The following is a 14931-nucleotide window of genomic DNA, read 5'->3' on the forward strand; positions in this document are numbered from 1 at the left end:
TTTTAAAATCAAATAGTTCTTAAAAAAGAACAACTTATCATACGATAAGTTGTTCTACTTTCCATGCTGTATCTTTCCAATTTCTAAAATAATTTCTTCATCTTTTTTCCCCTCTGTATCAATTCCAAGTTGCTTAGCGTGCTCAATTAATAAATCATGACGCTTCTCAAATCTAGCGGTATTTACTTCTTTCGTAACCTCTTCTTTTGTTTTCCCCTCAGTAGAAACTCCTAGTTTTTCTGCTGCTTTTTCCATTGATTTCTTCTCTTCTATTTCTTTTACTTTCTTCACTTCTGACTGTTGTATTTGCTTTTGTTTCAACTGCTCTGATTCAGCCGCAAAAGCTGTGTAAATTCCAGCACTTCCTCCAATAACTAATAAAGTGGTAAAAAGAATTATTTTTTTCTTCACTCTTTCCTCCCCCTTTCAAATTCATTATAACGTACATTTTTACAGCGTTAAAAACAATTATCCTTTATTTCCCTAAAAAAACATTTAATATTTTTATTGACATGTAAGATGAAAATATGATAAAAATTTAACTAACATCATATGAATCGGCGTTGATAGGATTTAGTAGTATTTCGATTTCTGATTTCAGAGAGCTGGTGGTCGGTGCGAACCAGTACAGAGCGAATTATGAATTACCCCCTGGAGCTTCTTTTACGAAACGTGAGGAGTAGTGAAAGACGGTTATAGACCGTTATGTCTAAAGAGTGGTGAAACGACACTGTTTCACAATTTAGGGTGGTACCGCGAATTTTTCGTCCCTGCATATATTGCAGGGGCGTTTTTTATTTTATAAGCGCATATCATATGACCCTTTATTTTGTGATACATTCATTTCACAAGCTAGGGTGGTACCGCGATTTCTTCGTCCCTGCATAATTATATGCAGGGACGTTTTTTTATCCAATCATTTCCGTATCATATAGAAGAACAAACAATTACCGGTAATTTGTCACAAAATTCTAAATTTTAGAAGGAAATATACAATATTGGCGAATTTTATATAAAAAAGAGCTATTTCATATTACTTAGGAGGGGAAAACAATGGTTTCAAAAATTGAGTCTGTTCTTTTAACAATTTTTATCTTTTTCTGTATTGGTTTTAGTGTTATTCAATTAGAAGTTTCACCACACATCCCAATTTTATTTGGTATCGTTCTTTTATTAGCATTTGGATTCTTGAAGAAAATCTCTTGGTCTACTATGGAGAAAGGGATGATTAGTAGTATTTCAGCTGGTATTCCATCTATATTTATTTTCTTACTTGTAGGCGTATTAATTAGCGTTTGGATCGCAGCTGGAACTATTCCTACTTTAATGGTATACGGCTTCCAACTTGTATCTCCAAAAATTTTCGTTCCAACTGTTTTTGTTGTTTGTGCAATTGTTGGAACGAGTATCGGTAGTGCTTTTACAACTGCTGCAACTGTAGGACTTGCTTTTATGGGAATGGGTACTGCCCTTGGATACGATCCAGCTCTTATTGCTGGTGCAATTATTTCTGGTGCATTCTTCGGAGATAAAATGTCTCCTTTATCTGATACAACAAACTTAGCGCCTGCTGTAACAGGTGTAGATTTATTTGAACATATTCGTAACATGCTTTGGACAACAGTGCCAGCTTTCATTATTGCATTTATCGCATTTTTCATTTTAGGAAGCGGATCTGGTGGAAACGTTGATTTCTCAGCATTTATTAACACACTAGAAAAAAATGCAACGATTTCTATCGTTACACTGATTCCTATTTTATTACTGTTCCTATTCGCATTTAAAAAGGTACCCGCAGTTCCAACATTACTTGCAGGAATTGTGGTAGGGATTATTATTCTCTTTATTTTTAAACCTAGCACTTCTTTAGCTGATTTAATAAAAATTATGCAAGACGGTTACGTTTCTAAAACTGGTATCAAAGACATTGACAGCTTATTATCTCGCGGTGGCCTGCAAAGTATGATGATGTCAATTGCTCTTATTTTCCTAGCTCTTTGTATGGGAGGATTATTACAAGGAATGGGTATTATAGCGCAGCTGATGAATATTATCTCTAGCTTCGTAAAAACTAGTACACGCTTAATTATTTCTACTGCTTCAACTGCAATTGGTGTAAACTTCTTACTTGGTGAGCAGTACTTATCCATCGTTTTAACAGGACAAGCATTCGCTAATAAATACGATGAAGTCGGTTTAGAACGTCGTAATTTATCACGAGTATTAGAAGATGCTGGTACAGTAATTAATCCACTCGTACCATGGGGTGTCAGTGGCGTATTCTTAACAAACGTTCTTAGCGTTCCAACATTCGATTACTTGCCATACGCAATCTTCTGTTTAGCGTGTCCAGTCGTAACCATTATCGTCGGCTTTACTGGATTCGGTCTTTCATGGAAAAAAGAAAAAGCAGTACCAGTTTCATAATATAACAAAAAGGATTACCAAATCGGTAATCCTTTTTATATTTCTCGACTATCTATTCGCTTTCTTTCTTCTAAATAACATAAGTAATCCCGCTCCAACAAACGCAAGACCAGCTCCAATTGTAGAAGCAATACTTGCACCTGTTTTCGGTAAATCACGTTCATCTTTTTCAGCTTCTTTATTTTCACTTACAGTTGTTGTTGTTTCTTTTGTATTTTGATCATCTGTTGTAGTTTGTCCAGATCCAGTATTGTTTCCATCTTGCTTTGGTTCATTACCATTATTACCTTCTTCTGTTGGTGGTGTTGGGTTTTCTCCATTACCTGTTGGCGGTGTCGTCGGATTTTCTCCACCACCTGTTGGCGGTGTCGTTGGATTTTCTCCACCAGTTTCTTTATCATCATTCTTCTTCGTTATATCAATTGCATATTTAGCAAATTCATTTTCAGATGGTCCAACATATGAAATCTTTCCATCTTTCTTTATATACTCTTTTGCTTTTGGTGAAGAATCAAATGTTGTAATTAATTTATCTGCAACAATCGGTTTAAACGTCCAATTTTGATCTGCTGTCGGGTTAATAACTGGCGTTTCTTGCATATACTTTACAATAATTTGACGTGTTTCATCTTGCGATTGATATACAACTTCCCCTTTACTTACACCCGGGAACGTCTGGCTACTTCCACGATAATTATTTGTAGCGACGATGAACTCTTGATCATCAGCTACTAGTTTACCTTCATATGTCATATTTACAATACGATTCGTATTTGCATTTACAACTTTTCCATCTTTATCGTATTTCGGCGGTTGTGTTACATCAATTTCATATTTTAAACCATCTATAATATCAAAGTTATATGTAGGATATCCTGTATTCACCAATTGCTGTTCAATTTTTTCTTTTGGTTTAGGATCAATTTGATTAAACTGACCTGCAGACATTTCAAGCCATTCTTTCACTTGTGCCCCATTTACTTTTACAGCATATAACGTATTTGGATATACGTATAAATCTGCAACGTTTTTAATTGCTAACGTTCCAGCTGGAATATCAGTATAATATGCAGCACCGTTTCGGCCACCTGCTTTAAATGGTGCACCTGCAGATAAAACCGGAATATCTTTAATCTTTTCGTACTCTGGTTTTTTAAGTTCTTGTTCTACATACCATTTTTGCGCATTTGTCACAATTTGTACGGAAGGATCATCTTGTACTAATGAAAAATAACTATTAATTGGTGCTTTCGTTTCACCTACAGGTGTATTTACATATTCGATTGTCTTTTCATGTTCATCTTTAATTTCATTAACTAATTTTTGATCAGATTCTACTAACGGATTACCTTTACTATCAGCAATCTTACGAAGTGCTGGCTTAGATTGATTCTTTTTTTGTACTTCCCATTTTCCGTTTACCTTTTTCAATTGCATATCAATAATACCTAAGTTACTGCCAAAAACGCCAGGCATTACAACTGGAACACCATTAAATATATCCTGCACTTCAGTATGTGAATGTCCCATTAATACTGCATCTACGTCAGGAACCTCTGTTAAATAATACGACGCGTTTTCCATACCAACGTTGTATCCACTTTTATCAACACCGGAATGAGCTAGTGCAACGATAACATCTGCACCTTCTGCTTTCATTTTTGGTACCATTTTCTTCGCTGTTTCAACTATATCTTTCGCTTTAACTTGTCCTTCTAAATTCGCTTTATCCCAATTCATAATTTGTGGTGGAACAAATCCCATTACACCAATTTTCACTATTTGTTTTTGGCCTGCTTCATCCACTACTTCTTTCTCTAAAATATGATATGGTCTATCAAAGTAATGCTCGTCATTCTCATCATTACCATCATGGTCATCTATGTAGACATTCGAGTTAATAACCGGAATTTTTGTTTTACTAGTCACTTCCTTTAAATAATCTAAACCATAGTTAAATTCATGATTCCCAAGAGAGATGACGTCATACTTCATTAAATTCATTACACGATATAATGGATGGACATAGTTAGGATCAACAGGATTCTTCGGATCTTTATCTTTTATTTTATTCGCTACGTAATCCCCAAGCGGTGTCCCTTGTAATGCATCCCCATCATCAAATAGGACAGAGTTCTTCACTTCTTCACGTGCTTTATTAACGAGTGTTGCCGTTTGTACGAGACCTACTTTATTATCTGTTTTCGTTTGATAATAATCGTAATTCATTAAGTTAACGTGAATATCTGATGTTTCTAGAATTCGTAATTTAACTGTACTCTCCCCAGTGTTCTCATCTGCATGAGCTGTTGCTGGCATTACTTGCGGTGCTATAACACCAATCGCAAGAGTTGCTCCAGCTAGCATTTTTTTTGACTTTTTCACAAAAAATCCCCCTTATACAATTACCAGAAATAATGAAATGAATCCCTATCTGTCTCTAACCACATACCTTTTTTCTTCTATTAGAGACACAATTTTCATTTCACCCTGCGCTAACGAGTAGTCCCCTTAAACGCCCGATTGATGAAGACTAACAATTAATAGGAAATAAAGCTCCCACTCATTAAAGTTTCACCTTATCTGACATTATCATATATAAAGTTCTTTCCTATCGTCAATATTTTTTGACAAACTTCAACAAATTTTCTGTAAAGTTATTATAAACTTTTCATAAACATATAATATGCCCTTACATTGCTAATACTGCTGAATATGATACAATTACCAATTACAAGGAGGATGAATTTATGAAAAAAGTCATCTTAACAATTGTTTGTCTCCTCCTTCTGATCATTTCTTATTCTTATTTTGAAAAGAACGACGAGACAAAACAAAATGAATCTGAAGAAAAAACAGAAAAAACATCTGCCCCAAATTGGATTGATAAGCAAACAAACGAATCTTTTTATCATCTTGTATTAGGTGATTCACTCGCTAAAGGATATGGATCGACACAAGGTGGGTTTGCTGAATTAGCTTCTAAGCAAATAGAAGCACAAATTCACAAACCAATTACAGTAGAAAACCTTGGGGTAAACGGTCTTACAACAGATCGTCTCGCTAAAAAAGTTCAATCAGAAGATGTAAAGGAAAAAATTAGAGCAGCAAATATAATTACAATTAATATTGGAGGAAATAATTTATTTCGTTTAAATCGTGATGTCGGTGTTATAGATGGTATAAAAATGTTAAATAAAGAAAAAGCCCATTTTGAAGCGGATATAAAAAGTATTGTAAAGACAGTTCGAGATCAAAATCCGGATGCTTTACTCATTCTCTCAGAACTCTATAACCCGTTACAACTCGATGACTCCATCGCAAGTTATGCAGATATGTTTTTAGATGGCTGGAATGAATCTGTTTATTCCATTTCCAAAGCAAATCAACCATCTATCGTTTTACCAATTCGCAAATTAATATCGAATGATAAAAAAGAGTTATTATTTGACCAAGTACACCCAAATGATAACGGCTATGCAATTATTGCCAATACATTTACAAAGCAAGTGTTATCCTACAAATATTAAAGCGACCATGAAACAATTCTATTTTTATAACATGTCTTTTTTGTTACAATGATAGTGGAAGGGGGCCTTTATATGGAATCACGCGAGTGGGAACGTATTGTTGATCATCTTCTTTCGCTAGTGCCTCTTTTTTATCGCAAATTTATGCTTCCTGGAGAATTTTCTTCTCAAAGACATATGCCGCCATCACATACACAAGTATTACTGCTTTTGCATGAAAACGGCACATTAGCAGTTTCCGAAATCGGCAAGCGGCTAGCGATTTCACGGCCTAACATGACACCTCTATTAAACAAACTTATTCAAGAAGAACTAATAGAGCGTCATTATAGCGAAAAAGATCGACGGGTCATTTTAATTTCCCTAACAGCTGAAGGGAAATTATTAGTAAATCAGTATCAGCAATTCATTTTAGACAAACTAAAAGAAAATTTCCAAACATTATCTGAGGAAGAGCGCGAAAAGCTCATTCATTCTCTTCAAACCATTCAAAATTTAATTTTGAAAACAAACGTATAAAGCTGCTTCTAAATAGAAGCAGCTTTATGATTCGTAATAGTTACCATAGTATACATTGGAATATGGCCATGTTGTTAAATATGGTTTTTTTTCCTGTGTAGGCTGTTGTTGTGGTATTTGTGGTATTTGTGATAATTGCTGTAATTGTTGTTGCCGATATAATTCGTATTGTCTACTCGTATCATAAACCGGATAATAATTTACATATGGATATACTTGAGGTACGTAATAATAATACATTATCCTCTCCTCCTTTTTCTTAAACATATTCAAAGGAGAAAATGAATGTGACATTGTTTATAATTGTACAAGTGGTTCTCTCACTCGTTTCTTCCTTTTCTTCAAGCGTAACTTACGGTTCTTTTCGTATAAATAATGCACAACGAAATACGAAATGAGACCAAACACAACTCCTAAAATCGTCATTCCAATTAATACATACACTTCACTTTGTAATAAGCTCTTTAATATCGTAAAAATGTGACTTGAAAACAAGTCCGATATCTTAAATGGTTCATGATGAATTTTCTGTACATGAAATGGATAAATCATTTTTCCTAGCGTATACGCAAGCGGAAATAAAAATACTGGGAGAAACGATATTTTCCCAATAATATTGCCAATAACTGCCGCAGGAAAAGATCCCTTTGCTAACCTGACGATTGGATAAAATATTACATATACGAGCGATGCCGTATAAATGACTAACATTTCTAAGCCGAATCCTATAGCAAACCCTAATGATACTTTCTTTGCGCCTTCTGGCGATCGAAGCAACTTATAATATTGAAACTTTAATATTCTCCATATCCGCTGAAAAAACGAATATGTTTTCTTAGTTGTTTTCACCCTCATCATCTCTTTAACTATATTTTTATATGTAGTATGTCCTTACACACTCTGAAAAACAAATTTAGTTTTCTCTTTTATTATAAATGATATCGAAATGGTTAACTAAATATACATATGACATTTTAATATAAAAAAACCTCCCTTTTAGGAAGGCTCTTCTACATTTTTAAATAAACTCACTAATAACGCTTTTTGAGCATGCAATCGATTACCAGCTTGCTCAAAGACGATAGACTGCGGTCCATCTATAATTTTTCCTGTTACTTCTTCTTCACGATGGGCAGGTAAACAGTGTAAGAAACGATATGTTTGCTTCGCATGCTTAACAAGTTCGTTATTGATTTGGTAAGGTTGAAATAAAGAATATTTCTCTTCTTCGCCCTCTTGCCCCATGCTCATCCAAACGTCAGTATAAATGAAATCTGCTTCATTCACCGCTAATTCAGGATTATGCAAAACTTCAATCTCAGCTCCTGTTTCCTTGGCAATCGCTAACGCTTTTTTTACAATCTCTTCATTCGGTTCATATCCTACAGGCGTTGCAATAGTCATATGCATTCCGACTTTTGCACTCGCTAGCAACAATGAATGACATACATTATTTCCGTCACCTACGTAAGCCAATTTTATTCCTTTAAATGTATTTGTTTCTTCATATATTGTCATGAGGTCTGCCAATGCTTGACAAGGATGATGATCATCCGTTAAACCGTTAATAACAGGAATACTCGATTCTTTTGCAAGCTCTTCTACATCCGCGTGCGAGAATGTACGTATCATAATCCCGTCAATATACTGCGATAATACTTTCGCAGTATCTGAAACAGTTTCTCCTCTTCCCATTTGCATCTCTTTTCCACTTAAAAACATACCATGTCCCCCGAGTTGTACCATTCCCGCTTCAAAAGATACACGAGTACGAGTTGAATGCTTATCAAAAATAAGCCCTAATATTTTGCCTTGTAATAAAGGCTCTTGCTTATTCTTTTTTAAATATATAGCGAACTCAATTAAAGAAATAATTTCTTCTTTCGTTAATTCTTCTAGTGTTAAAAGATCTTTCGTATTTAATTTCGGTACTTGTACAGTTGACATGAAACTTCCCCCTTATATGATTGATACGTTTTTTGTACAAACTACTTTTTTTATTATATATACTGCCTGTTCTAACTCTTCATTCGTGACAATGAGTGGCGGTAATAGTCTTATAACATTAGGGCCTGCTTGTAATACGAGAAGTCCTTCGTTTTCTAGTTGTTCTATAAAACTTGCAACTTCATGCTTACACTCAATCCCAATCATAAGCCCTTTACCACGTATATTTTGAATACATTCGACATGCTGTAATTCCTCTTGCAACTTCTCTAATACGTACTCGCCTTTTTCTTGTACTTCTTTTAAAAACGATGGTTTTTTACTCACTTGCAATACTTCTTTCGCTGCAGCCATCGCGATGTAATTCCCGCCAAAAGTTGAACCGTGTGATCCTGCAGTAAACGACGTTCCGAGCTCTTTCCCGCCAATCATCGCTCCGACAGGAATCCCATTCCCAAGTGCCTTTGCAACGGTAACGATATCAGGCTCTATTCCCACTTGTTCATAAGCGAATAGTGTTCCAGTTCTTCCTATCCCCGTTTGTACTTCGTCTATAATAAATAAGGAACCGAACTTATTACATAATGTTTCAATCTCTTTCAAAAAAGATAGATCAGCAGGTATTACTCCTCCCTCTCCTTGAACTACTTCTACCATTACCGCCGCAACTTCTTCATTCATTACTTCCTCTAATGCTTTAATATCGTTAAAAGGGATGTGTAAAAAAGATGGAAGTAATGGACCAAATCCTTCTTTTACCTTATCTTGGCCTGTTGCACTCATCGTTCCAAATGTTCTACCGTGAAAAGACTGCTGGCATGTTACGACGAGAGATTTTCCAGTATGCTTACGTGCTAACTTTAAAGCCGCTTCATTTGCCTCTGCCCCACTATTACAGAAAAACACATAATCTAATGCTCTATTTTCTGTTAATAATGACGCAACTTCTTCTTGTAAGCTGTTTGTAAACAGGTTAGATATATGCCATATATCATCAAGTTGCTCTTGTACACCTTTGAGAACAGTAGGGTGACAATGTCCTAAATTACATACGCCAATTCCTGATGTGAAATCTAAATATTCCTTACCGTTATTATCAATAACTTTCGTTCCAGTTCCCTTTACAAACTCAATAGTTCTTCTGCCATACGTTTGAAAAAGATGACTCGTCATGCAATACTCACGCCTTTCGTTACCGTCGTTCCAATACACTCTCCCGTAACCTCAGTAAAATCTTTTGTACCATTCACAATACTTATCTTTTGCACTCCCATTTTTAATGATGCTAGTGCCGCCTGTACTTTCGGAATCATCCCACCTGTAATAACACCTGTTTCTATAAAAGTTGCAATTTCAGATTCATCCGTTTCCTTTACCAAATTCCCTTCATGTAATATTCCATCTACATCCGTAATAAAAACAAGCTCTTTTGCCCCTAACGCGGCCGCAATCCCAGCCGCAGCATTGTCCGCATTTATGTTATAAATTTCATTACCATTTACCCCGATTGGAGCAATAACAGGAATATACTCCATATTTATTAATCCTTTTAATAAAGCTGTTTCTACATAACTTACTTCCCCTACATATCCTATCTCTTCGCTGACAGGTTGAATTTGAAGTAAATTGCCGTCACACCCTGAACAACCTACCGCAAGTAAATTATGCTTTTGTAAATTCATTACGAGTTTTTTATTCGTACTTCCGCATAGCACCATTTGAACAACATCCATAACTTCTTTTGGTGTTATCCGTAATCCATCTCTTTTTTCTACGTTGATGTTACAATCTTTTAATTTGGCATCAATTTCTGGTCCACCACCATGAACAATCACTACTTTATACTTCTGTTGCAATTTCTTTATACATTCAAAAAACACATCATTTAATTGATTCAACATACTACCGCCGCATTTCACTACAATATAATCGCTCATCTTCTCTCTCCTTATGTACGATAACAAGCATTTATTTTCACATATTCATAGCTTAAGTCACAGCCCCAAGCTGATCCTGTCTCTTCACCTAAGTGTAAGTACACATTAATGACTATTTCATCTTCTTGTAACCTCTCTTTCATTTTTTCTTCAGAAAATATTTGAGGCTCACTATTTTTTAATACCGATATAGATTGAAGAGTAATGTCAATTGTGTTCGGATTAATAGCTACTTCACTTTGTCCAATACTGCTAATAATTCGCCCCCAGTTTGGGTCTTCACCATGTATTGCTGTTTTCACAAGACTCGAACCGACTATTTGCTTTGCAATTTTTTTTGCCTCTTCATTCGTTTGAGCTCCTAGCACATTTACTTCTATTAACTTCGTAGCGCCTTCACCATCTTGCGCAATTTTTTTCGCTAAATCTTCACATACCTTCTGTAAAGCACCTACGAAAGTTTCCCAATCTGTATGTTCCATATTTATCGGCCTTGTTTCTGATAATCCACTTGCCATAACGATGACCATATCATTCGTAGAAGTATCTCCATCCACCGTAATTTGATTAAATGTATGATTCGTTATTTGTGATAACGCTTTTTGCAATACGTTATGCTCTATATGAGCATCTGTCGTAATAAAACTAAGCATCGTTGCCATATTCGGATGAATCATCCCTGAACCTTTTGCAACACCCGCAATCACCACTTTCTTCCCATCAATAATCATTTCATAGCAAGTTTCTTTCGTGATAAGATCCGTCGTTAAAATTGCTTCAGAAAAAGAATATGCTTCACTTTCTTCCTTCGTCGGTATAAGAGTTGCAACCCCCTTTCGGATTATATCCATCGGCAGTGGAACACCAATTACACCTGTTGAAGCTACTGCAACGTAATTTTCTTTCATCCCAAAATGTTCCGCCCCTAACACGCGCATCTCGTATGCGTCTTGTAATCCTTGCATTCCAGTACAAGCATTTGCATTTCCACTATTAACGATAATTGCTTGTAACTTCCCTTCTGCCGTTATACTATCCTTCGTTACTTGCAAAGGGGCTGCTTGTATTTGATTCGTTGTATACACAGCGGCACATGATGCTGGTACGTCACAAACGATTGCCCCTAAATCCTTTTTCTCCTTTTTCAGACCATTTACAGTACCAATTGCCGAAAAGCCTTTCGGCGTTACAATTGAACCATTTTCTAATTTTGTAATAGACGCTACTTTAATCATCATGTCCCCCTTATAGATAAAGCGGCATATGTTGTAAACCTGTTGTCTCTTCTAGTCCCGCTATTATGTTTGCATTTTGAATCGCTTGCCCAGCCGCGCCTTTCATCATATTGTCTATAACAGAAACGACCGTAACTCTTTCAGTTCTTTCATCGTAAGCTATGCCAATATCACAATAATTTGAGCCTCTCACTTCTTTTGGACTTGGAAATTTCCCTTGCGTACAAATTCGGATGAAAGGCGATTGTTCATACGTTTCTTCATACAATTTTTGAAGTTGCTTTATTTCCATCTTTTGTTTTACTTTTGCATAAAGTGTAATCATAATTCCTCGTGATATCGGTATTAAATGTGTGCTAAATGTAATTGGCTGTGATTCACTATTCCATTCTGTAAGCATTTGCTCAATCTCCGGAACGTGCTGATGCTGGTTTACTTTATAGATATGTAAGTTATCGTATAGCTCAGGAAAATGAGTCATTGTTGTTGGTGTTTTTCCTGCTCCTGATACCCCTGATTTCGCATCAATAATAATTGAATCTTCTTCAATCATGCTACTACGTATTAACGGCGCTATCGCTAGCAATGTGGCTGTAGCAAAACATCCTGGGTTTGCAATTAAATTTGCCTTTTGAATCTCAGTCCTTTTCCATTCACTTAACCCATACACTGCTTTTCTAAGAATTTCTTCTTTCGCTGCTGGCCTTTTATACCACAGTTCATATGACGAAGGATCTATCATACGAAAGTCTCCAGATAGGTCAATTACTTTTAAACCTTCTGCTACTAACTTGGGAGTTAACTCCGCCGATACTCCTGCTGGTGTTGCTAGAAATACGATTTCTGCTTCTTTCCCTATTGTCTTCACATCAATTTCTTGTAACGTATGAACGAGAACATTTCGAAGATGCGGATATACATTTGTTATACACTCACCAACTTGCGAAAAAGAATGAAGAGATGCTATCGAAAAATATGGATGTTGTTCTAATAAACGAATTAATTCAATGCCCCCATATCCAGTGGCTCCAATAATTGCGACTTTCATAAGTTCCTCCTCAAATCGATTCTTTAAATTAAGTATGATTATAATATTGTATATTTATAGAGTCAATTAAATATTTATAAATTTTAAATTCTAAAAAAACTTAATTTTATTAGAAAAATAATATACTCAACCGAATTTTTATACAAAAATAGTGCATAGTAGTTTTTTTATTTCACTTCAAGTACAATAAAACAATACATACGTACATACAGGCGGGAAAAAATATGAACGAAAAATTAATTGAGAAAATGATTATAAAAAGTTTTCAGCAATATCAATGCAGTCCAATATCAAAAGAAGATCAGGAAATGCTAGTGAAACATATTCAAACGGTGACTCATTCAAATATTGAAATTGATTTATACGAGGAGATTGAGGATATTGTTTATGATTATGTGACTGGAAAACAATAAAAAATAGGAGATTTCCATGTGGAAATCTCCTATTTTTTACTTAATGATTTACCTGCTACACGTTCAAATAAACCTGGGAATAAAGCATAAAGTTTTGGACCAATTCCCATCCACTTCGGTAAGTTTACTTCACGTTTTTTCGTGTGCATCGACTTTACGATTTGTTCTGCTACGTATGTTGGTTTTAACATGTAACGTCCCATATTCTTTACATATGTACCAGATTGATCCGCTATTTCAAAAAAGTTTGTATCTATCGGACCCGGATTAATTGCTGTAACATAAATATCTGTATTCGCTAATTCCATGCGTAAACTATTCGTAAATCCTAATACAGCATGTTTCGTTGCTGCATACGCACTTGATTTCGGAGTTGCAATTTTTCCGGCAAGTGAAGCAATATTAATAATATGTCCTTCGTTCTTGTTTACCATATAAGGTAGTACCGCTTTCGTACATGCTACTAATCCAAATACATTTACTTGGAACATATCTTTTACTTCACCCATTGACGCATCTTCAAACGTTTTAAAAATACCAAATCCCGCATTGTTTACTAATATATCAATACGTCCCACTTCTTGTAATACCTTTGAAAAAACAGACTGTACTTCCATCTCTTCACTTACATCTAATACATAATAATAGCAAGGCGTATTATAAGTTTCTTTAATTTTGTCTACTAACGCTTGTAGTTTCTCTTCTGTTCGAGCCATTAATACTGGAGTCGCTCCCTGTGTTGCAACTTGCATTGCAACTTGCTCACCAATCCCACTAGAAGCACCTGTAATGACGATTACTTTATTTTGTAAACGTCCTGTCATTGCTGTCACCTACTTTGCATAATAAATCAATTGTTGCGATGACTCATCAATCATCACTTGTTGATTATATGCTAAATAGTCCAATTGTCCAACCGTTTCTGAAATAGTAAGTGGTAATTGTTCTTTATATAATACCGGAAATAGTTTTACACATACTTCAAATGCTGTCATTGGTTTTTCCTTTAATAACTCAAGCACTTTAAAAGCACGTGTTTCTTGCTTTTGTAATCTCGTTTCAATAAGTTGTTTCACATTTAGAACATCTTCCCCATGCCCTGATAAAATGCGTGAAATATTCATTTCGCTTAAACGCTGTAATGTTTGATTATATTGTAGTAATGGGCGTGCCCGCTCTGTTTGCCCTTCATATGGCGGTTCTAGTATTGGATTCGAAGAAATATGACTAATGAGAGCATCTCCACCAATTAATATTCCATCAGATTCTCTATATAAAGAAATATGAGTAGAAGCATGACCTGGTGTTTCAAGTACTGTAAATCCAGGCAAAGAATCAATACGATCTCCTTCTCTCACAGTATGCGTTAACGATCTATTACAAGAATATTTAAGTGTCCTCGTCGTCAATAACGACTCGTCTTTCAAAAATGCTGCTGGCACACCAAACTGTAAGGCCGTCTCTCTAAAAAATTCATGATACCGCTTTAAAAATTCTGGATTTTGTGTAATCCAAGGCTCATTCCAAGGATGTCCAATAATATTCGTCTTCTCAGAAAATATATTTAAAAGTCCACAATGATCTGCATGATGATGCGTAATGACTACTGTTTCAATATCTTCTATCGTATGTCCTAATGCACCTAATTGACTTTCTAACGCATTCCTTGCCTCTTCTGTATTCGTCCCTGTATCAATTAATGTTAATGTCTCCCCCTCAACTAAAAACACATTCACAGTTTCCACTGCAAATGGTACAGGAATCTCCATTCGGTGAATCGCCGTCATGCTTAGCCCCCCTGTCTCTTTCCGGTTCAAAAATGAATACTTCTTCAGTTTACAACTTCTATATATATTTGTCATTATTTTCAGATAA

At 35.4% G+C, this 14931-nt stretch carries 15 protein-coding genes and 1 other annotated feature; of the genes, 4 read left to right on the forward strand and 11 right to left on the reverse strand.

The window, feature by feature from the left end; all coding sequences use genetic code 11:
* Positions 1-54: 54 nt before the first annotated feature.
* Positions 55-411, reverse strand: a complete 357-nt coding sequence (locus DN399_RS20245) for a hypothetical protein (RefSeq protein ID WP_000726902.1) — start codon at positions 409-411, stop codon at positions 55-57.
* A gap of 143 nt (positions 412-554) precedes the next feature.
* Positions 555-775 (forward strand) — a binding site (T-box leader).
* A gap of 278 nt (positions 776-1053) precedes the next feature.
* Between DN399_RS20245 and nhaC the strand changes: the two genes are divergently transcribed.
* A complete protein-coding gene (nhaC, locus tag DN399_RS20250; RefSeq protein ID WP_000253730.1) occupies positions 1054-2427 on the forward strand; it encodes a Na+/H+ antiporter NhaC in 1374 nt (457 codons plus the stop codon).
* Between the two features lie 48 nt (positions 2428-2475).
* Here the strand turns inward: nhaC and cpdB are convergent, their stop codons facing one another.
* The gene (gene cpdB / locus DN399_RS20255; protein WP_044784460.1) at positions 2476-4812 is read right to left on the reverse strand and encodes a bifunctional 2',3'-cyclic-nucleotide 2'-phosphodiesterase/3'-nucleotidase; all 2337 of its coding nucleotides are present in this window, start codon (positions 4810-4812) and stop codon (positions 2476-2478) included.
* Between the two features lie 365 nt (positions 4813-5177).
* Between cpdB and DN399_RS20260 the strand changes: the two genes are divergently transcribed.
* Together DN399_RS20260 and DN399_RS20265 are read left to right on the forward strand one after the other, a co-directional pair.
* Complete coding sequence (locus tag DN399_RS20260; protein ID WP_000755850.1) at positions 5178-5957, forward strand: GDSL-type esterase/lipase family protein; 780 nt, start codon at positions 5178-5180, stop codon at positions 5955-5957.
* Between the two features lie 72 nt (positions 5958-6029).
* Positions 6030-6476, forward strand: coding sequence for a MarR family winged helix-turn-helix transcriptional regulator (locus DN399_RS20265; RefSeq protein ID WP_000445819.1), 447 nt, complete (start codon positions 6030-6032; stop codon positions 6474-6476).
* Between the two features lie 24 nt (positions 6477-6500).
* Here DN399_RS20265 and DN399_RS20270 read toward each other — a convergent pair whose 3' ends face one another.
* From DN399_RS20270 to argC, 7 genes are all read right to left on the reverse strand, one after another.
* Complete coding sequence (locus DN399_RS20270; protein ID WP_000291955.1) at positions 6501-6716, reverse strand: hypothetical protein; 216 nt, start codon at positions 6714-6716, stop codon at positions 6501-6503.
* A gap of 57 nt (positions 6717-6773) precedes the next feature.
* Entirely contained in the window at positions 6774-7334 is a 561-nt protein-coding gene (locus DN399_RS20275) for a DUF2062 domain-containing protein (protein ID WP_050252208.1), read from the reverse strand.
* A gap of 138 nt (positions 7335-7472) precedes the next feature.
* Positions 7473-8423: an ornithine carbamoyltransferase gene (argF, locus tag DN399_RS20280; RefSeq protein WP_050252207.1), complete on the reverse strand. Its 951-nt coding sequence runs from the start codon at positions 8421-8423 to the stop codon at positions 7473-7475.
* Between the two features lie 12 nt (positions 8424-8435).
* A complete protein-coding gene (locus DN399_RS20285) occupies positions 8436-9596 on the reverse strand; it encodes an acetylornithine transaminase (protein WP_000200552.1) in 1161 nt (386 codons plus the stop codon).
* Positions 9593-10360, reverse strand: a complete 768-nt coding sequence (gene argB / locus DN399_RS20290) for an acetylglutamate kinase (RefSeq protein WP_001286797.1) — start codon at positions 10358-10360, stop codon at positions 9593-9595. Before argB ends, DN399_RS20285 begins: the two co-directional genes overlap by 4 nt.
* An 11-nt stretch (positions 10361-10371) precedes the next feature.
* Positions 10372-11595: a bifunctional glutamate N-acetyltransferase/amino-acid acetyltransferase ArgJ gene (argJ, locus tag DN399_RS20295; RefSeq protein WP_139846706.1), complete on the reverse strand. Its 1224-nt coding sequence runs from the start codon at positions 11593-11595 to the stop codon at positions 10372-10374.
* A gap of 10 nt (positions 11596-11605) precedes the next feature.
* Entirely contained in the window at positions 11606-12643 is a 1038-nt protein-coding gene (gene argC, locus DN399_RS20300; RefSeq protein ID WP_000861258.1) for an N-acetyl-gamma-glutamyl-phosphate reductase, read from the reverse strand.
* Between the two features lie 224 nt (positions 12644-12867).
* On the opposite strand from argC, the gene DN399_RS20305 reads away from it, so the two are divergent.
* On the forward strand, positions 12868-13056 hold the full coding sequence (locus DN399_RS20305) for a YqzH family protein (RefSeq protein ID WP_001003222.1): 189 nt from the start codon (positions 12868-12870) through the stop codon (positions 13054-13056).
* A 29-nt stretch (positions 13057-13085) separates the two neighbouring features.
* On the opposite strand, the gene DN399_RS20310 is transcribed toward DN399_RS20305, so the two are convergent.
* Together DN399_RS20310 and DN399_RS20315 are read right to left on the reverse strand one after the other, a co-directional pair.
* Positions 13086-13880: an SDR family NAD(P)-dependent oxidoreductase gene (locus tag DN399_RS20310; protein ID WP_149149904.1), complete on the reverse strand. Its 795-nt coding sequence runs from the start codon at positions 13878-13880 to the stop codon at positions 13086-13088.
* Positions 13881-13889: 9 nt separating this feature from the next.
* Complete coding sequence (locus DN399_RS20315) at positions 13890-14843, reverse strand: MBL fold metallo-hydrolase (RefSeq protein ID WP_000125119.1); 954 nt, start codon at positions 14841-14843, stop codon at positions 13890-13892.
* Positions 14844-14931 lie beyond the last annotated feature (88 nt).

The organism is Bacillus sp. AR4-2, from assembly GCF_008274865.1.
Classification (GTDB): Bacteria; Bacillota; Bacilli; order Bacillales; family Bacillaceae_G; genus Bacillus_A; species Bacillus_A cereus.